The organism is Erwinia aphidicola, assembly GCF_014773485.1.
In the GTDB taxonomy this organism is placed as follows: domain Bacteria; phylum Pseudomonadota; class Gammaproteobacteria; order Enterobacterales; family Enterobacteriaceae; genus Erwinia; species Erwinia aphidicola.
Window position 1 is genome coordinate 689,297 of sequence record NZ_JACXBP010000001.1, and the last position, 18,972, is coordinate 708,268.

Below are 18,972 nucleotides of genomic sequence, written 5' to 3' on the forward strand. Positions count from 1 at the left end.
CGGGCAGAGCTGCCCGGCGCAGCATCACTTCAGTGATTCACCGTGAGTTTTAATCACGTTCTGATACCAGTAGAAGCTTTTCTTGCGGGTGCGCGCCAGCGTGCCGTTACCCTGGTCGTCGCGGTCTACGTAGATAAAGCCGTAGCGCTTAGAGAACTCAGCTTTAGAGGCGCTCACCAGGTCGATCGGTCCCCAGCAGGTGTAGCCCAGCACCTCTACGCCATCCTCAATCGCTTCACGCACCTGCACCAGATGGTCGTTGAGATAAGCGATGCGGTAGTCATCATTGATTGAACCGTCGGCCTCCACGGTGTCGCGCGCGCCGAGACCATTTTCAACGATAAACAGCGGTTTCTGATAGCGGTCATACAGCACATTCATCAGATAGCGCAGGCCTTGCGGGTCGATCTGCCAGCCCCATTCGGAACTCGCCAGATGCGGGTTCGGCACCATATTGAGAATGTTGGCGCGCTCCTTCTGATTCTGCTCTTCGTCAGTGGTGACGCAGCCGGTCATGTAATAACTGAAGGAGATAAAGTCGATCTCGGCGCGCAGATCCAGGCGGTCCTGCTCGGTAATGTCCAGGGTGATGCCCTGTTGTTTAAAGAAACGCTGCATATAAGCCGGGTAGTAACCGCGCGTCTGCACGTCGCCAAAGAACAGCCAGTCGCGGTTCTGCTGCAGGGTTTCCATCACGTCCGCCGGGTCAGGGGTCAGCGGATAGAGCATCGCCCCCAGCAGCATATTGCCAATTTTACCCTCAGGCACAATGTCGTGGCAGGCTTTCACCGCGCGGGCGCTGGCAACCAGCTGATGGTGGATGGCCTGATATACCGCCGGTTTGCCACTCTCTTCCGGCAGACCCACCCCGGTAAACGGCGCGTGCAGCGACATATTGATCTCGTTAAAAGTCAGCCAGTATTTCACCTTGTGCTTATAGCGTTCAAACACGGTTTTGGCATAGTTGACGAAGAAATCAATGGTCTGACGACTGCCCCAGCCGCCATATTTTTGAATCAGCCCGAACGGCATCTCATAGTGGGAGAGCGTCACCAGCGGGGTGATATTGTATTTGGCCATCTCATCAAACAGGCGATCGTAAAACGCCAGGCCCGCTTCGTTTGGCTGGGTTTCATCCCCCTGCGGAAAAATGCGCGTCCAGGCGATGGACGTGCGCAGCACGGTAAAGCCCATCTCAGCGAACAGCTTGATGTCTTCCGGATAGCGGTGATAGAAATCAATAGCGAGATCCTTAATGCCAAAATCACCGTCCTTGCGCTCCACGCGCTGACCAAAGATACCCTGCGGCTGCAAATCTGAGGTGGAGATGCCTTTGCCGTCGGTCTGCCATGCGCCTTCAACCTGGTTTGCAGCGACTGCGCCGCCCCAGAGGAAATGTTGTGGGAAACGTTGTGTCATGTTGATCTCCTTATGAAAGATTATTTAATCAGCGTCAGCAGGGGTTCGCCGGCTGCGACTTCACTTTGCTGGCAGGCGGCCAGCACATCGATATAGTCATCGCTATTGCTAATCAGCACCGGCGTGGTCAGGTCATATCCGGCCGCACGAATTGCGGCAATATCAAACTCCAGCAGCAGGTCGCCGACGCGCACCGCATCGCCCTGACTGACGTGCGCGCTGAAGTGCAGACCATCGAGTTTGACCGTGTCGATACCTACGTGGATCAGCACTTCAGACCCGTCATCTGCTTCCAGCCCAATGGCATGGTGAGTGCGAAACAGCGAAGCAACGGTGCCGTTAACCGGCGAGAGTACGCGCCCCACGGTGGGCTGGATGCCGATGCCCTTACCCAGCAGGCCGCTGGCGAAGGTGGCGTCCGGCACCTTTTCCAGTGCGATTACGCTGCCGCTTATCGGGCTGACCAACAGGGATTTGTGCAGCAGCTCAGGAGTGGCAGGCGCCACCGGGACCGCCTTGCTGGCAGGTTCAGCTAGCGCTTCTTCAGGCACACCAAACAGCAGGGTGGCGACGGTGGCAAAGCTGAAAGCGATCAGCGCGCCGACCACGGCCGCCACCACGCTGGCATCAAAACCGCTAATGGGAACGACCTGGCTGAAGGTAAATATCGAGGGCAGGCCAAATGAGAAACTGGTGGTGTGGTAGAAACCGAGCACGGCAGCGCCCATTGAGCCTCCGACACAGCCGAAGATAAACGGCCGGCGCTTGGGCAGCGTGACGCCATACACCGCCGGCTCGGTAATACCAAACAGGCTGGCGCTGAAGGCGGAAGCGGCAATCCCTTTCATTCTGGCATCACGCGTGCGCAGCAGTACGCCAAGGGTAGCTCCGGCCTGGCCGAGTATGGCCGGCATCAGCAGCGGCAGCAGCGTATCGGCACCCTGTACCGCAAGGTTATTGAGCATAATCGGCACCAGGCCCCAGTGCAGGCCGAAAATAACGCACACCTGCCAGAACGCCCCCATAAACGCACCGGCAAACGTCGGGCTGAAGCTGTAAGCGTGCAGATACCCCGCTGCCAGCATCTTGCTCAGCCAGGTTGCCGCCGGGCCAATCAGCATAAAGGTCACCGGCACAACAATCGCCAGGCAGAGAAGCGGGGTGGTGAAGTTACGCACCGCCCCAGGCAGGCGATCGTGCACCAGGCGCTCAATCAGGCAGGAGAACCAGGCGGCGAAGATAATCGGGATCACCGACGAACTGTAGTTAATCAGGATCATCGGAATGCCGAAGAAGTGCAGCGGCGCCGCGCCGCTTTGTGCGGCGGTGAAAGCGGCCAGCATCTGCGGATGGACCAGGGCAGCGCCGATGATCATGGTGGTGAAGGCATTGCCGCCAAACTTTTTACCGGCGGTATACCCCAGCAGAATCGGCAGGAAATAGAATACGGCATCGCTGGCGGCGAACAGGGTTTTGTAAGTCCCGGTCGCCTCGCGGGTCAGGCCAAACGCCAGTGCCAGAGAGAGCAGCCCCTTAAGGATACCGCACGCCGCCATTACGCCGACGAACGGGGTAAAGATGCCGGAAATGATATCAATGAAGCGGGCAAACAGGGTGCTTTTCTCTGCGCTGCTATCATCACTGCGGCTCTCCTCGCCCAGTCCGGCGGCAGCGATTAACGCCTGATAGACCTCGCCGACGTGGTTACCAATCACCACCTGATACTGCCCGCCGCTCTCCACCACCATAATCACGCCGGCATTCTGCTTCAGCGCGGCGGTGTCTGCCCGGCGGCTGTCTTTCAGCTTGAAGCGCAGGCGGGTCGCGCAGTGCATCACCGAACGGATATTCTCTTTGCCGCCGACGCCCTGCAAAATTTCTTCTGATAAAACCTGGTACTTCATGGTGTGCTCCTGGTTTTGACATCTTGTCTGAGGGCCGTTGCCGAATTCAGGCCAAAAAAAAACCTAAACCGCTTCGTTAACGCCGTAGGGGCGAAAGAAGCGGTTTAGGTTTTGCCTGAGATTCAGTAACAATCCTGTTTTGCTGCGCTGATATTTCCCCAGCGGCTGGCTGTTAGCAAGGGGAGAGGGCGGGAATAACTTAATTTCGTGAGGCCGATCGCCTTTTAGCGCCCGGAGCAGGTTTGGAAATTGTCACCATTTTTAACCGCAGTCGCTAATTGTCAGATTTTGCTTAGGTGCCAGTACAGGCTAGACTGTATCGCATTGATTATGTTGAAACCGGGGTGAGCGTGGACGTTATTGCAGGTAAAGCACTACAGGTATCGGATGCCATTATTTCATGTCAGTTGGATGGTAAGGGCGGGTTAATCCCGATCAATGACAGCGAGGTGCTGGACTGTGACCGCCCATGCTGGCTGCACCTCAACTATACCCACCGTGATAGCGCCGACTGGCTGATGTCGACCCCGCTGATCCCGGACAGCGTGCGCGACGCGCTCGGCGGCGACAGCATGCGCCCGCGCGTCAATCGCCTCAGCGATGGCACAATGATCACGCTGCGCAGCGTGAATCTGAACACGGACTCACGTCCGGACCAGCTGGTGGTGATCCGCGTATTTATCAACGACAGGCTGATTGTCTCAACCCGCCGCCGCAAAGTTTTTGCCATCGATGAAGTGCTGACCGACTTAAAAAATGGCAACGGTCCAACCGATGGCGGCAGCTGGCTGGTGGACGTCTGTGATGCCCTGACCGATCACGCCAGCGAATTTATTGAAGATCTGCATGACAAAATCATTGAGCTGGAGGATGCGGTGGTGGACCAGCAAATTCCGCCGCGCGGTGAGCTCTCCCTGATCCGCAAGCAGCTGATTATCATGCGCCGCTACATGGCGCCACAGCGTGATGTCTTTTCGCGCATCGCCAGCGAGCGGCTGACGTGGATGAGCGACGACGATCGCCGCCGCATGCAGGATATCTCCGACCGGCTGGGCCGCGGGCTGGATGACCTGGATGCCAGCGTGGCGCGTACCGGCGTGCTGTCGGACGAAATCAGCACCGTTATGGCGGAAGCGATGAACCGCCGCACCTATACGATGTCGCTGATGGCGATGGTGTTTCTGCCAACGACCTTCCTGACCGGCCTGTTCGGGGTCAACCTTGGCGGCATTCCGGGCGGGGAGTGGCGTTATGGATTTGGCGCATTCTGCCTGCTGCTGGTGGTGCTGGTACTGGGCGTTGCCTGGTGGTTAAAAAAACGTAAATGGTTGTAAAAAAGCACATTGAGCCGAGAAATTGCCGGAGAAAAGGGGAATAAAGCTGATCGACGTCAATAAACGTGGTGCGCAATCGGAGCAATATCACTCCCGCAGGTGAATGCAACGTCAAGCGATGGGCGTTGCGCTCCATATTGTCTTACTTCCTTTTTTGAATTAATGCATAGCACATTTAATTCGTACGACGCCGGCATATAGCCGGCTTTTTTTTGCCCGTTTGCCAGCAGGCTGAGATGTCCTACGCTTAAGGTTCATGCAACACCTGAGGAGGAAGGTATGTTCACTGACAGCGCAAAAGCGATCCGCAGCTCGGAACCGCTGGGTGACCCGGTTCCCATTCCCGATCCCATCCCTGTTCCGCAACCGCTGCCCGATCCGCCGCCCGACAATCCCGACCCGTATCCGATTATTGACCCACCGCCACATCGTTAAAGCAGCGCAGGTCGTGTCGCGAGAGACGGCCTGCCGGACAACGGATGTTTCCTGCCTGGCAAAACTTACGTATAATGCCCGCCTTAAAATTGTTACTTAAAGCAAGTCGTTCTCAGGCTATCAGGGTCAAAATAAAGTGGTTATGAATCAAGTCGATGTAAGAAAAGAAACCCTTGAGTTTAATAAGCTCCAGAAGCGTATCCGCAGAAATGTTGGCAACGCTATCACTGATTACAACATGATCGAAGAGAACGACGTGGTGATGGCCTGCATGAGCGGCGGCAAAGATTCGTTTGCCATGCTGGATATTTTGATTGGCCTGCAAAAAGTCGCCCCGATCAAATTTGAGGTGATCGCCGTTAACCTGGACCAGAAGCAGCCCGGTTTTCCTGAGCATATCCTGCCAGCCTATCTCGATAGTCTGAATATCCCGTATTACATCGTCGACAAAGACACCTACTCGGTGGTGAAAGAGAAGATACCGGAAGGCAAAACCACCTGCGGTCTCTGCTCCCGCCTGCGTCGCGGTACGCTTTACTCCTTCGCCGAGAAAATTGGTGCCACCAAAATCGCGCTGGGCCACCATATGGATGACATCGTTGAGACGCTGTTCCTTAACATGTTCCACGGCGCGCGCATGAAGGCCATGCCGCCTAAACTGCGCTCTGACGATGGTCGTAACGTCGTGATCCGTCCGCTCACCTACTGCCGCGAGAAAGACCTGATCGCCTACGCTGAGCAGAAAGATTTCCCGATTATCCCGTGTAATCTCTGCGGCTCGCAGGAGAACTTACAGCGTCAGTCTATCAAGGCGATGCTGACCGAGTGGGATAAGAAGACTCCGGGCCGCGTGGAGAGCGTATTTAAATCGCTGCAAAACGTCAGCCCAAGCCAGCTGGCGGACCGTGAACTGTTTGACTTTGAACAGCTGCCGCTTGACCGCAGCGGTGACCGCGCCGAGTACTCGTTTACCGAAGCCACCGTCTCTTCCACCAACATCGACAAATCGCTGTATATCGACGTGGCGAATCTGTAAACATTTAACCCTCCATCTACTATGCTTAATGCACTGCACAGATGGAGGTTGTCATGTCGAAAGAGAGTCATAAAGAAGAGAGCAAGCCGCATCCGGCGAAGGATAACCCCAGCGAACACGGTGAAATACCGCGCACGCGTGACGGGAGCCAGGACGATAAAAAGGATCCTTACAAAGATCCGGCTAAGAAGTAAGCCGCGCTTAAATCATCTCAACCCTGCAAGGTTTGCACCCTGTGAACCTTGCTAATCCCCCCTTTCTGCCGTACTTTCTCCTGCGTGATGCTGAGATTAATCTGAAAATATTTGCGTTTTCGTACCTTAAAAACGCGACATTTAATACCAGCCTTGTCTATAATCCGCCTGAAGACTTCCGTCTTATACAGTTATTTAGCGATCAAATAGCTGAATCAGAACGAAAGTTCGGGAGAAGCAAAACGCATGAAATGGAATCGAAGAAATACCTGGATTGCGATGGTGGCGGGATGCCTGATCTTCTGGCTGCTGATCGCGTTGGTTTTATCTTAGTCTGACTACGCACTCCACGCGCTGTGCGGCACTGCCGCCAGCGCTTTTCTCCCTCCAGGCTCTGCTTTCTGTTACACTCTGCGCCAATTATTTTGCCGTTTTATCAGAGAACTTTCCCGTGACTGCTTTTACTACCCTGACACAACTTCCCGCCAGCCAGATTGAGAACCTCAACGAGCTGGGTTACCTCGCCATGACCCCGGTTCAGGCGGAATCTCTGCCAGCCATCCTTGCCGGGCGCGACGTGCGTGCACAGGCGAAAACAGGCAGTGGCAAAACCGCCGCATTTGGGCTGGGTGTGATGCACCGGGTGGACGCCAGCCAGTATGTGACCCAGGCGCTGGTGCTGTGTCCGACGCGTGAGCTGGCAGACCAGGTAACGAAAGAGCTGCGTCGTCTGGCCCGCTTTACCGCGAATATTAAGATTCTCACTCTGTGCGGCGGTCAGCCGTTTGCCGCGCAGCGTGATTCACTGCTGCATGCTCCGCATATCGTGGTAGGAACGCCGGGGCGCATTATGGATCACCTGCAGCGTGAAACCCTGAAGCTGGACGGCGTGAATATGCTGGTGCTGGATGAAGCCGACCGCATGCTGGAGATGGGTTTCCGTGACGATATCGACACCATTATTGGCTACTGCCCACCACAGCGCCAGACGCTGCTGTTCTCCGCGACCTGGCCGCAGGTGATTGCGCAGATCAGCCAGAATATCCAGCGCGACCCGCTGACGGTAGAAACCGGCGATGTCTCCGACCTGCCGAAAATCGAACAGTCATTCTATGAAGCCGGGGCGCGTGAAAAGCTGAGCGCGCTGATTGGCCTGCTTAGCGACCGCCAGCCATCTTCCTGCGTGGTGTTCTGCAACACCAAGCGCGAATGCGATGATATCGCCCAGGCGTTGGAGTCTGCCCAGATCAGCGCGCAGGCGCTGCATGGCGACCTGGAACAGCGCGATCGTGACCAGGTGTTGATTCGCTTTGCTAACGGCAGCTGTCGCGTGCTGGTGGCGACCGATGTGGCTGCGCGCGGGCTGGACATCAAAGCGCTGGCGATGGTGGTGAATTATCAGCTGTCGTTTGACCCGGAAGTCCACGTGCACCGCATTGGTCGTACCGCGCGCGCGGGGCAGGAGGGCTGTGCCGTCAGTCTGGTCGCGCCGGATGAGATGGTGCGTGCGCACGCGCTGGAAGATTTCCTGCAGCAGAAGCTTAACTGGCGCAGCGTGGCGGAGCTGAAGTCAGTTGCCGTGAAGCCGCTGCCGGCGGAAATGGTTACCGTGTGCCTCGACGGTGGGCGCAAGGCAAAAATTCGCCCGGGCGATATCCTCGGTGCGCTGACCGGTGACGGCGGGCTGAAGGGCGATCAGGTTGGCAAGATTGATGTTGGCCCGACTCACGCCTATGTGGCCATTCGTCGTGACCAGGCGCGCCAGGTGATGGGGCAGTTGAAGGACGTGAAGATTAAAGGCAAATCTTGCCGCGCACGCCTGCTTAAATAATCAGGCAAAACCCTGTAGGGGCCGATCTTTTATTGCGATCGGCCCGCTAAGCCGATCTTTTGTTGCGATCGGCCCGCTGTGCCGCTCTTTTCAAGAACGGCCCTGCCATTTAAATCTTGGTAATTACCGGTGGTGCTGCCAGCAGCGATTCAACCCCCGCCAGCAGAGCCTGGAAGTGTGGCTGGCTCTCGTGCAGTTCAATCGCGGCGGCGCTTTTCCAGGTTTCATGGAACAGGAAGCTGTCGCTGTTCTCTACGCTGCGGTACAGATCGTAATGCAGGTTCCCTTCCTCAAGACGGCTTGGCGCCACGCAGCGGTTTAACACCGCAAACAGCTCATCGCCTTTACCGGCTTTTGCCGTGAAAGTGGCAACAATAAGAATGGATTTATCAGACATCTGTTTCTCCTAATGAGTGGCAAAATGACGTCGTCAGCGGCGAAATACCCCTGCGGCGTGAAGTTTCGTGCTGTAAGACTAACGTGCCTGCGGCTGTTTGCCATGATCTTTTCAGGCCTCACTGAATTTCGACCGACTGCACCCCTTTGATTTGTAGCAGATCTTCATATAGCTGATGCGGTTGTATTCTGCGTGACAACGTCACCTCAACCATCATTTCACACAGGCTGTTTTCAGCATCACGGTTAACCACCGAGACATTACCCGTGCGGACATTCAGCTGCTGCAGCGTCACCAGCACCTGCGGTACGCTCTTGGCCTTGAGATGGAAGGTCAGGGTGTGGTGTCGACCGATCAGCAGGCGGCTGATGCGGCTGAAGGTCTCCAGCACCACCAGCGCCAGTACCGTGCCATAAATGCCAATTTCATACAGGCCACTGCCGATAACCAGCCCGATTGCCGCGGTCACCCACAGCCCGGCGGCGGTGGTTAACCCTTTTACAATCTGCTTTTGAATAATAATGGTCCCGGCACCGAGAAAACCCATGCCGCTCACCACCTGGGCCGCCACGCGGCTGGGGTCGAGCGCAATGTGGTTGTGCGCGAGAATATCGTCGAAACCATATTTTGAGACGATCATAAACATCGCGCTGCCGATCCCGACCAGAACGTGGGTGCGCAAACCTGCTTCTTTCGCCCGCAACTGGCGCTCAAGCCCAATCAGGCCCCCCAGCACCCCCGCCATGGCGATGCGCAGTAACATATCAGCGGTCATCACTTATCCTTTTGATTTTACATAGAGATATCATTATCTGAACGGGTAGTTATAAATTAAGAACCGGGGCTATTGATATTTCTGTTATTTTGATTTTGTAAGAATGCATGACAGCTATCGACCTGGTGTGAATCGTAGCTTATGCTGGCAAACGCACCTCAGCGCAAATCCACCCGGAGTTTACCCGATGAAAGCAGCGAGTTTTTTGCTGGTAACGGCAGCGTTACTACTGTCCGCCTGCAGCAGCGACAGTGATAATGAGCCACCTCAACAGGCTACGGCCGCCCATGCGCCAGCGCGTGTCGTGATGGGCGATTTGGCAGCCAGCAACTGCGCCAGTGCAGGTGGTACCCTGGCGTTGTCTCGTCAGTTAGATGGTAGCTCAGTGGGGATGTGCCAGCTGGCGAACGGTCGCCGCTGTGGTGAAAGTGCCTTAATGAGCGGCACCTGCGCCCGTTAACGGGCTGACCGACGAAATGTAGGGGGCGACCATTTTTTCCGGTCGCCCCGTGCCGCGAATTACACCGTTAGCACATTATCGCACTCGGCGCCGTTCTCCAGCTGACGCAGGTTATGCAGCGTGGTCTGGGAAATGCTGGTCAGGGCTTCATCAGTCAGAAACGCCTGATGGCCGGTGAACAGAACATTGTGGCAGGCGGAGAGCCGGCGGAACACATCATCCTGGATTACGTCGTTTGATTTATCTTCAAAGAACAGATCGCGCTCGTTCTCATACACGTCCATTCCCAGCGCGCCAATCTTCTGCTGCTTCAGCGCATCAATCGCCGCCTGTGAATCAATTAATGCGCCGCGGCTGGTGTTGATCACCATCACGCCATCCTTCATCTGCGCAAAGGCTTGCGCATTCAGCAGATGATAGTTTTCCTCCGTCAGCGGGCAGTGCAGGGTGATAACGTCAGACTGCGCAAACAGCGTATCGATATCTACATATTCTGCGCCCAGCTCCAGCGCCTGCGGATTAGTATAGGGGTCAAACGCCAGCAGCTTCATGCCAAAGCCTTTCAGAATACGCAGGGTAGCAATGCCGATTTTACCGGTACCGACCACCCCCGCCGTGCGGCCATGCATGTTAAAACCGATCAGCCCTTCAAGGGAGAAGTTGGCATCGCGGGTGCGCTGATAAGCACGGTGGATGCGGCGATTCAGCGTCATCATTAAACCAACCGCATGCTCGGCGACCGCTTCCGGGGAGTAAGCGGGCACGCGCACCACCTGCAGACCCAGCTCCTTAGCGGCATCAAGATCCACGTTGTTAAAGCCGGCACAGCGCAGCGCAATAAACTTCACGCCCAGCTCCGCCAGCTCTTCCAGTACCGTGCGGCTGCCGTCATCGTTAACGAAGATACAGACCGCATCACAGCCGACGGCATTTTTCGCCGTGCTCTCACTCAAAAGGAAGTCAAAAAACTCCAGTTCAAAGCCGTAGTCTTCATTGACCTGTTCAAGGTATTTCCGGTCATACTGCTTGGTGCTATACACCGCAAGTTTCATCGTGTTACTCCTGTACCCGCGCTTAAATAATAATGCAGTGTAACAACTATTGTGAACCGCGGGCGAGGCATCCCGCTCAGCTGAGCTAAAAAGCAGCGAATGAGTTGATTACTGGTGAAAAACTTCACCCGAGTGATATTCCGTGCCATCATTCAGGGATAATCACGGAGCGAACAGGGTTTTACTGCCATGAAACGGGGCTGGAAAAGGGCGCTTGCGGCGCTGCTGGCGGTGATCCTGCTGCTAACAGGACTTCTTCTTACGGTTACCCAGTGGCTGCCAAGGGTGGCTGGTATCTGGCTGCCTGCGGATACTACCATCGCACTGGACGGCAATCCGCGCTGGCGCAATGGGGCACTGTTTCTGCCCGGCATCCGCTACCGCGCGGGCGACTGTCAGCTGGCGAAAGTGGTGAATGTTTCCCTCGGCTACCAGCAAAAACAGTGGCAGCTGGCGGCGGACAGCGTGGCGATTGACAGCGCCTGCCTGGCTAAACTTCCCACATCAGATAACCCTTCCGCACCGCGCAGCCTCGCCGAATGGCAGCAAATGCTGCCCAACGCCCGCGTCAATATCCGCCAGCTCAGCGTTTCTCCCTGGCAGCAGTGGGCTGGAGCTCTGCAGCTCACCTTCGATTCCCAGCGCCAGCAGGTCAGCTATCAGAGCAAAAATCTGACGCTGGCAGCCCAACTGAGCGGACAACAGCTGGCGATCGACGCACTGACGGTTCAGGCGCCCGGCGTGGCACGGCCCGTCACGGTCAGCGGTACGCTGACGTTGCCACACCTACCCGATGGCCTGCCGGAACAGGGCGCGCTGCGTGGGCAGCTGGCGCTGGCAGGGATCCCTGACCCGCTGCAGATCACGCTTGACTGGCAGCAGCAGAGCGGCACCCTGTCCGCCATCGCTGAACACCAAAGTACGCCGCTGCTGACGCTGCCATGGCACATCAGCTCTCAGCAGATTGACATTACCCAGGGGCAGTGGAGCTGGCCTTACGCCGGGCAGCCGCTGTCAGGGGGAATAGCCCTCAGTGCCAAAAACTGGCAGCAGGGTCTGCCCGCCAGCGAGATTAGCGGGCGTCTTAATCTGCTGACCCAGGGGCGCGGGGGGAAAGGGAATGTGGTGCTGACGCTCGGCCCTGGTCATCTTGACTGGAGTGACAGCCAGCTGCCGTTTCGCCTGACGGGTGAGAGCAAACTGGCCAGCCTGCAGTTTTTCGCCGGGCTACCCGGTGAGCTGCGCGGGCCGCTGCTCGACCCGCAGTTGCACCTGCAGCCCGGCGCACTACTGCGGATGAAAGGGCGGCTGCTGTCGACGCTGGAAGTGGATGAAGCCCGCTGGCCGCTGGCTGGCGTCGCGGTTTCATCAGCCGGAATTGATGGCCGACTGCAGGCGATCCTCAGCGCCCACGACGCCGAAATGGGCCGTTTTCGCCTGCATCTGGATGGCCGCGCAACCGACTTCTGGCCCGATAAAGGGCAGTGGTTGTGGCGCTACTGGGGCGACGGCTATCTGGCTCCGCTGGCGGCGAAGTGGGATATGAATGGTAACGGACGCTGGCAGGACACGCTGATTGAGCTGCAGTCGCTGTCGACCGGATTTGACCATCTCACCTATGGCAGCGTCACGGTGGACGCTCCGCGCCTGACGCTCAGTAAGTCGGTGCGCTGGCAGCGCGACGCGCAGCATCCCGCATTTAACGGCGAGCTGAAGCTCAACGCGCAGGACACGCGCTTCAGCGCCGGGGGCTATCTGCCGCCTTCGCTTCTGACGCTGACGGTGAAAGGGCGTGACCCGGCGTGGTTCCTCTACAGCGGCAGCCTGCAGGCGCAGCGCATTGGTCCGGTGCAGGTGCGCGGTCGTTGGGACGGTGAACGCCTGCGTGGGCAGATGTGGTGGCCTCAGCAGTCGCTGCGCGTCTTCCAGCCGCTGCTCAGCCCGGACCTCAAGCTGGCGATTCTGGATGGCACGCTCAAGGCTCAGGTGGCGTTTTCTGCCGCCAGCGATCAGGGGCTGGAAGCGGGCGGCCACTTCCTGGTGCAGGACGGCAGTGCGCTGCTGCCGGATAACGAATTTAACGGCATCGATTTCTCGCTGCCGTTCCGCCTGCGCGAGCACCGCTGGTACTTCGGCACGCACGGCCCGGTCTCGCTGCGCATCAAAGAGATTAAAAACCAGTTTGCCATGCAAAACGTTACGGCAGATCTGCAGGGCTGGTATCCGTGGAGTGCCAGGCAGCCGCTGGAGCTGAGCAACGTCAGCCTCGAACTGTTAGGTGGCCAGCTGAGTATGGCCAGCCTGAAGATGCCGCAGACGCAGGCGGCCACGATTACTATTCAGCATCTGAGCGTTTCCGAACTGGTGACGGCGATGAAGCTTAAACAGATTGCCATGTCGGGCCACATTAACGGCGCGCTGCCGCTGTGGCTGAATGATTCACGCTGGCTGGTGAAAGAGGGCTGGATAGCCAACAGTGGGCCATTAACCGTGCGCATGGATAAAGATATGGCCGATGCCATCAGCAGCAATAACTTTGCCGCCGGAGCGGCGATGGACTGGCTGCGCTATATGGAAATTTCGCGCAGCTGGGCCACCCTTGACCTCGACAATCTTGGCTGGATGAAAATGACCGCAAAGGTTGATGGCACCAGCCGCTTCAGCAACCGTGACCAGCGCGTCACGCTGAACTATACCCAGCAGGAAAACCTGTTCCAACTCTGGCGCAGTCTGCGCTTTGGCGATAACCTGCAATCCTGGGTGGAGCAAAATGCCACCCTGCCGTCGCAAAAGGAAATGAGTGATGAAAGCCCGAATTAGCCTGCTGATGGCAGGCTGTCTATTGCTGCTTAGCGGCTGTATCCCCCGCATTGAGGTTGCCGCGCCAAAAGAGCCGATCACCATCAATATGAACGTCAAAATTGAGCATGAGATCCATATCAAGGTCGATAAAGACGTGGAAGCCCTGTTAAAAAACCAGAGCGGTCTGTTCTGAGGAGCAAGCAATGAAACGACTTTGCAGCGGATTACTGCTGGGCTGCCTGCTGTTGTCGCCACAGGTGATGGCGCTGACGCTTGATGAGGCTCGGCAGCAGGGGCGCGTAGGCGAAACGCTTAACGGCTACATTGCCGCGGTGCAGCAGGATGCAGAGACAGCGGCGCTGGTGAAAGAGATCAATGCCGGGCGCATGAATCAGTATCAGATACTGGCGCAGCAGAACAATTTGACCACGCGTGACGTGGCGAATATCGCCGGGCAGAAGCTGGTAGAGCGGGCAAAGCCGGGAGAGTTCGTGCGGGGGATAAACGGCCAGTGGATTAAGAAGTAGCTAAGGCACCGTCACGGTGCCTTAGCCTTTCTTTTGGCGATAAAACTCAGGCAGTCACGATCTGAGAAATCACTTCTTTCGCATCGCTGGCGGCTTTCGCTGCCACTTCAGGACCGTAACCGATACCTTCAGCAAACACGAACTGCACGTCGCTCATACCGAGGAAGCCGAGGAACAGGGTCAGGTACGGGGTCAGCAGGTCGCTTGGGGTGTCTTTATGAACACCGCCACGGCTGGACAGCACCACCACTTTTTTGCCTTTGATCAGGCCTTCAGGACCCTGCTCGGTGTAGCGGAAAGTGATACCGGCACGCGCCACCAGGTCAAAGTAGTTCTTCAGCTGGGTAGGGATGTTGAAGTTGTACATTGGCGCAGTGATCACGATGGTGTCGTGTGCCTGCAGCTCAGCGATCAGTTCGTTGGACAGGTCCAGCGCTTCCTGCTGACGCGGGGTAAGCGCGGCATCAGAAGGACGCAGTGCGCCAACCAGCTCGCCGTCCAGTACTGGAATCGGGTTAGCGGCCAGGTCACGTTCGGTCACTTCATCAGCCGGATGGGCCGCTTTCCACTCGGAAACCAGGTGATCGGCCAACTGACCAGACTGAGAATAACCGGCAAGGATGCTTGATTTCAGTACTAATACTTTGCTCATGGTTTTTTTCCTGTTTTGTCATGCGGAAGGCTATCCGCTCAATGGATAACACTTTACGGATAAATGACGGCGAGTGTAAGTGCGAGTTTTCGATATCAATGTTCGAAATAATTGAATAACAGCTCGCGGGCAAATAAATCGCTAAGTCGCTGTCTGTGCTAGAATACGCAAAAATTTTAATCCCTGATAATGCCATGTTGCCCGCATCAGGCGCGACAAAGTGAGCTTTTACCATGTCTGAATCACCACAATCTGCCCTGGCGCCGCTCTATTCACGGCTGGATTTGCTAATGTTGCGCGACCGCCAGCGCTTCCAGCGCCGCCTGCAGGGCGCGAAAAAAATTAAAAATCCGGCGGCGCTCCAGGCGCTGACCGATGAGCTGAGTGCGGAAATCGCTCAGGCCGAGCAGCGCGTGGCCGCGCGACGTGCCGCGACGCCAACCCTCCGCTACCCGGAAAATCTGCCGGTCAGCCAGAAGAAGCAGGATATTGCCGATGCTATCCGCGATCACCAGGTGGTGATCGTCGCCGGGGAAACCGGTTCGGGTAAAACCACGCAGCTGCCGAAAATCTGCATGGAGCTGGGGCGCGGCATTCGCGGGCTGATAGGCCACACGCAGCCACGCCGCCTGGCGGCACGCACCGTTGCTGACCGTATTGCAGCGGAGCTGGAAACCTCACTCGGCGGCTGTGTCGGCTGCAAGGTGCGCTTTAACGATCAGGTCGGTGAAACCACCCAGGTCAAACTGATGACCGACGGTATTCTGCTGGCGGAGATCCAGCAGGATCGGCTGCTGATGCAGTACGACACCATCATTATCGATGAAGCGCACGAGCGCAGCCTGAACATCGACTTCCTATTGGGCTATCTGCGCGAGCTGCTGCCTAAGCGCCCGGACCTGAAGGTGATCATCACCTCGGCGACCATTGATCCGCAGCGTTTCTCACGCCATTTCCATAACGCACCGGTGATTGAAGTCTCCGGCCGCACTTATCCGGTGGAAGTTCGCTACCGTCCGGTAGTGGAAGATGCTGATGATACTGACCGCGACCAGCTGCAGGCCATTTTTGACGCGGTGGATGAGCTGGGGCGTGAGAGCCGTGGCGATATCCTGATCTTTATGAGCGGTGAACGCGAAATTCGTGACACCGCCGATGCACTGATGAAGCGCGACCTGCCGCATACTGAAGTGCTGCCGCTGTATGCGCGCCTGTCGAACGCCGAGCAGAACCGCGTGTTCCAGTCCCATGCCGGGCGCCGCATCGTGCTGGCGACCAACGTGGCGGAAACCTCGCTGACCGTACCGGGCATCAAATACGTCATCGATCCGGGCACGGCACGCATCAGCCGCTACAGCTTCCGTACCAAGGTGCAGCGCCTGCCGATTGAGCCGATTTCTCAGGCCTCCGCTAACCAGCGTAAAGGGCGTTGCGGACGCGTCTCGGAGGGTATCTGCATCCGTTTATACGCGGAGGAGGATTTCCTCAGCCGCCCGGCGTTTACCGACCCGGAGATCCTGCGTACTAACCTGGCCTCGGTGATCCTGCAGATGACGGCGCTTGGCCTCGGCGATATTGCCGCTTTCCCGTTTGTGCAGGCACCGGACCAGCGCAATATCCAGGACGGGGTACGTCTGCTGGAGGAGCTGGGTGCCATCACGCTCGCTGACAATCAGCGCTATCAGCTCACCCCATCGGGCCGTGCACTGGCGCAGCTGCCGGTCGACCCACGCCTGGCGAAAATGGTGCTGGAGGCACAGAAATATGGCTGCGTGCGCGAGGTGATGATTATCACCGCCGCGCTGTCGATCCAGGATCCGCGCGAGCGCCCGGCGGAGAAGAAACAGGCATCCGATGAGAAGCACCAGCGCTTTGCTGATAAAGAGTCTGATTTCCTCGCCTTTGTAAACCTGTGGAACTACCTGCAGGAGCAGCAAAAAGCGCTCTCCTCCAGCCAGTTCCGGCGCCAGTGCAAAACCGAATACCTGAACTACCTGCGCGTGCGCGAGTGGCAGGACATCTATACCCAGCTGCGCCAGGTCGTGCGCGAACTCGGGCTGCCGGTGAACAGCGCACCGGCCGAAATGCGTGAAATTCACACCGCCTTACTCACCGGGCTACTGTCGCATATCGGTCAGAAGGATGCGGACAAACAGGAATTTACCGGAGCGCGCAACGCCCGTTTCGCCATCTTCCCCGGCTCCGGTTTATTCAAAAAGCCACCGAAGTGGACCATGGTCGCCGAACTGGTGGAAACCAGCCGCCTGTGGGGGCGCATTGCGGCGCGCATTGAGCCGGAGTGGATTGAACCGGTGGCGCAGCACCTGCTGAAGCGCAGTTATAGCGAGCCGCACTGGGAAAAAGGTCAGGGCGCGGTGATGGCCAGCGAGAAAGTAACGCTGTACGGTCTGCCGATCGTCGCTGCCCGTAAGGTGAATTACGGCACGATTGACCCGGTGCTATCGCGCGAGCTGTTTATCCGTCACGCCCTGGTGGAGGGCGACTGGCAGACGCGCCACGCCTTCTTTAAGGCGAACCTTAAGCTGCGTGCCGAAGTTGAAGAGCTGGAGCACAAGTCGCGCCGGCGCGACATCCTGGTGGATGATGAAACGCTGTTTGCATTCTACGACCAGCGTATTGCCCACGACGTGGTTTCCGCGCGCCATTTCGACAGCTGGTGGAAAACCGTCAGTCGCGAAGAGCCGGATCGCCTTAACTTCGCCAAAGAGATGCTGATCAAGCAGGGCGCGGAAAACGTCAGCAAGCTCGACTATCCGAACTTCTGGCATCAGGGCAATCTGAAACTGCGCCTGAGCTATCAGTTTGAGCCAGGGGCAGATGCCGATGGCGTGACGGTGCACGTACCGCTGCCGCTGCTCAACCAGGTGGAAGAGCGGGGTTTTGAGTGGCAGATCCCCGGTATCCGCCGCGAGCTGGTGATTGCGCTGATCAAATCACTGCCTAAGCCGTTACGCCGTAACTTCGTTCCCGCGCCGAACTACGCCGATGCATTCCTTGGCCGCGCGACGCCGCTTGAGCTGCCGCTGCTGGAGTCGCTGGAGCGCGAATTCCGCCGCATGTCAGGCGTAACGCTGGAACGCGAAGCCTGGCAGTGGGATCAGGTGCCCGATCATCTGAAAATGACCTTCCGCATTGTTGACGAAAACAACCGCAAGCTGGCGGAAGGGAAAGATCTGACGGCGTTAAAACTGCAGTTAAAAGGCAAAGTCCAGGAAACCCTGTCGAAAGTGGCTGATGACGGTCTGGAGCAGAGCGGGCTGCATATCTGGAGCTTTGGCGATCTGCCGGATCACTTCGAGCAGAAGCGCGGTAGCTATAGCGTGAAAGCCTGGCCTGCGCTGGTAGACGAAAAAGAGAGCGTGGCGATCCGCCTGTTTGACTCGCAGCACGAGCAGCAAAAAGCGATGTGGCGCGGCCAGCGCCGCCTGCTGCTGCTGAATATCCCGTCGCCGATTAAGTATCTGCACGAAAAGCTGCCAAACAAGGCCAAGCTGGGGCTGTACTTCAACCCTTATGGCAAAGTGCTGGATCTGATCGACGACTGCATCGCCTGCGGCGTGGATAAGCTGATTGCCGAACACGGTGGCCCAAGCTGGCAGGAGCAGGGCTACATGCAGCTGCATGATAAAGTCCGCGCCGAACTGAACGACACGGTGGTCGAGATTGCGAAGAAGGTCGAACAGATCCTCACCTCGGTGTTCAATATCAATAAGCGGCTGAAAGGGCGCGTGGACATGACGATGGCGCTGGCGCTATCGGATATCAAAGCGCAGATGGGCGGCCTGGTGTATCGCGGATTTGTCACCGGCAACGGCTGGAAACGCCTCGGCGATACCCTGCGCTACCTGCACGCCATTGAGCGGCGCATGGAGAAACTGGCGGTTGATCCGCACAGCGACCGTGCGCGCATGATGAAGGTCGAAACGGTGAAGCAGGCGTGGAATACGTGGTTCAACAAGCTGCCGCTTGAGCGCAGGGATGATGAGGAAGTACAGGATATCCGCTGGATGATTGAGGAGCTGCGCGTCAGTTTCTTCGCGCAGCAGCTGGGAACACCTTACCCAATCTCCGAAAAGCGTATTTTACAGGCGATGGAGCAGATTACTGTCTGACAGTGGTCGGGGGTTGATGGC

The 18,972-nt window shown here is 57.3% G+C and carries 17 protein-coding genes; 11 read left to right on the top strand and 6 right to left on the bottom strand.

What is annotated here, in order from left to right; translation table 11 throughout:
- Nucleotides 1-24 precede the first annotated feature (24 nt).
- Together ID864_RS03250 and bglF are read right to left on the bottom strand one after the other, a co-directional pair.
- Nucleotides 25-1,419, bottom strand: coding sequence for a glycoside hydrolase family 1 protein (locus ID864_RS03250; RefSeq protein ID WP_187498030.1), 1,395 nt, complete (start codon nt 1,417-1,419; stop codon nt 25-27).
- Between the two features lie 20 nt (nt 1,420-1,439).
- Nucleotides 1,440-3,323: a PTS beta-glucoside transporter subunit IIABC gene (gene bglF / locus ID864_RS03255; RefSeq protein WP_191149386.1), complete on the bottom strand. Its 1,884-nt coding sequence runs from the start codon at nt 3,321-3,323 to the stop codon at nt 1,440-1,442.
- Between the two features lie 350 nt (nt 3,324-3,673).
- On the opposite strand from bglF, the gene zntB reads away from it, so the two are divergent.
- The 6 genes from zntB (at nt 3,674) to dbpA (ending at nt 8,153) form a co-directional block, all read left to right on the top strand.
- Nucleotides 3,674-4,657, top strand: coding sequence for a zinc transporter ZntB (gene zntB / locus ID864_RS03260; RefSeq protein ID WP_048916001.1), 984 nt, complete (start codon nt 3,674-3,676; stop codon nt 4,655-4,657).
- Nucleotides 4,658-4,936: 279 nt separating this feature from the next.
- Nucleotides 4,937-5,092: a hypothetical protein gene (locus ID864_RS03265; protein WP_180276807.1), complete on the top strand. Its 156-nt coding sequence runs from the start codon at nt 4,937-4,939 to the stop codon at nt 5,090-5,092.
- Nucleotides 5,093-5,234: 142 nt separating this feature from the next.
- Complete coding sequence (gene ttcA, locus ID864_RS03270) at nt 5,235-6,128, top strand: tRNA 2-thiocytidine(32) synthetase TtcA (protein WP_048915995.1); 894 nt, start codon at nt 5,235-5,237, stop codon at nt 6,126-6,128.
- Between the two features lie 53 nt (nt 6,129-6,181).
- Nucleotides 6,182-6,322, top strand: a complete 141-nt coding sequence (locus tag ID864_RS03275; protein ID WP_166643181.1) for a hypothetical protein — start codon at nt 6,182-6,184, stop codon at nt 6,320-6,322.
- 41 nt (nt 6,323-6,363) lie between these two features.
- On the top strand, nt 6,364-6,660 hold the full coding sequence (locus ID864_RS03280; RefSeq protein WP_191149387.1) for a hypothetical protein: 297 nt from the start codon (nt 6,364-6,366) through the stop codon (nt 6,658-6,660).
- A 113-nt stretch (nt 6,661-6,773) separates the two neighbouring features.
- Nucleotides 6,774-8,153, top strand: a complete 1,380-nt coding sequence (dbpA, locus tag ID864_RS03285; RefSeq protein WP_048915997.1) for an ATP-dependent RNA helicase DbpA — start codon at nt 6,774-6,776, stop codon at nt 8,151-8,153.
- Nucleotides 8,154-8,262: 109 nt separating this feature from the next.
- Here the strand turns inward: dbpA and ID864_RS03290 are convergent, their stop codons facing one another.
- Together ID864_RS03290 and ID864_RS03295 are read right to left on the bottom strand one after the other, a co-directional pair.
- A complete protein-coding gene (locus ID864_RS03290; RefSeq protein WP_048915998.1) occupies nt 8,263-8,550 on the bottom strand; it encodes a putative quinol monooxygenase in 288 nt (95 codons plus the stop codon).
- A gap of 118 nt (nt 8,551-8,668) precedes the next feature.
- Entirely contained in the window at nt 8,669-9,325 is a 657-nt protein-coding gene (locus ID864_RS03295; RefSeq protein ID WP_062818256.1) for an MgtC/SapB family protein, read from the bottom strand.
- A gap of 187 nt (nt 9,326-9,512) precedes the next feature.
- Here ID864_RS03295 and ID864_RS03300 point away from each other — a divergent pair, with 187 nt between their 5' ends.
- Nucleotides 9,513-9,785: a putative hemolysin gene (locus ID864_RS03300; protein WP_048916002.1), complete on the top strand. Its 273-nt coding sequence runs from the start codon at nt 9,513-9,515 to the stop codon at nt 9,783-9,785.
- Nucleotides 9,786-9,844: 59 nt separating this feature from the next.
- Here ID864_RS03300 and ID864_RS03305 read toward each other — a convergent pair whose 3' ends face one another.
- Complete coding sequence (locus ID864_RS03305; RefSeq protein ID WP_191149388.1) at nt 9,845-10,837, bottom strand: 2-hydroxyacid dehydrogenase; 993 nt, start codon at nt 10,835-10,837, stop codon at nt 9,845-9,847.
- Nucleotides 10,838-11,026: 189 nt separating this feature from the next.
- Here ID864_RS03305 and ID864_RS03310 point away from each other — a divergent pair, with 189 nt between their 5' ends.
- The 3 genes from ID864_RS03310 to ID864_RS03320 are packed head-to-tail and all read left to right on the top strand — an operon-like array spanning nt 11,027 to nt 14,166.
- The gene (locus ID864_RS03310) at nt 11,027-13,657 is read left to right on the top strand and encodes a YdbH family protein (protein ID WP_191149389.1); all 2,631 of its coding nucleotides are present in this window, start codon (nt 11,027-11,029) and stop codon (nt 13,655-13,657) included.
- Nucleotides 13,641-13,832, top strand: a complete 192-nt coding sequence (locus tag ID864_RS03315; RefSeq protein ID WP_048916005.1) for a YnbE family lipoprotein — start codon at nt 13,641-13,643, stop codon at nt 13,830-13,832. The genes ID864_RS03310 and ID864_RS03315 overlap by 17 nt, the downstream gene beginning before the upstream one ends.
- Nucleotides 13,833-13,842: 10 nt before the next feature.
- Entirely contained in the window at nt 13,843-14,166 is a 324-nt protein-coding gene (locus ID864_RS03320) for a YdbL family protein (protein ID WP_099754098.1), read from the top strand.
- Nucleotides 14,167-14,212: 46 nt separating this feature from the next.
- Here the strand turns inward: ID864_RS03320 and ID864_RS03325 are convergent, their stop codons facing one another.
- The gene (locus tag ID864_RS03325) at nt 14,213-14,818 is read right to left on the bottom strand and encodes an FMN-dependent NADH-azoreductase (RefSeq protein WP_048916007.1); all 606 of its coding nucleotides are present in this window, start codon (nt 14,816-14,818) and stop codon (nt 14,213-14,215) included.
- 233 nt (nt 14,819-15,051) lie between these two features.
- Here ID864_RS03325 and hrpA point away from each other — a divergent pair, with 233 nt between their 5' ends.
- Nucleotides 15,052-18,951, top strand: a complete 3,900-nt coding sequence (gene hrpA / locus ID864_RS03330) for an ATP-dependent RNA helicase HrpA (protein ID WP_191149390.1) — start codon at nt 15,052-15,054, stop codon at nt 18,949-18,951.
- Nucleotides 18,952-18,972: the final 21 nt, after the last annotated feature.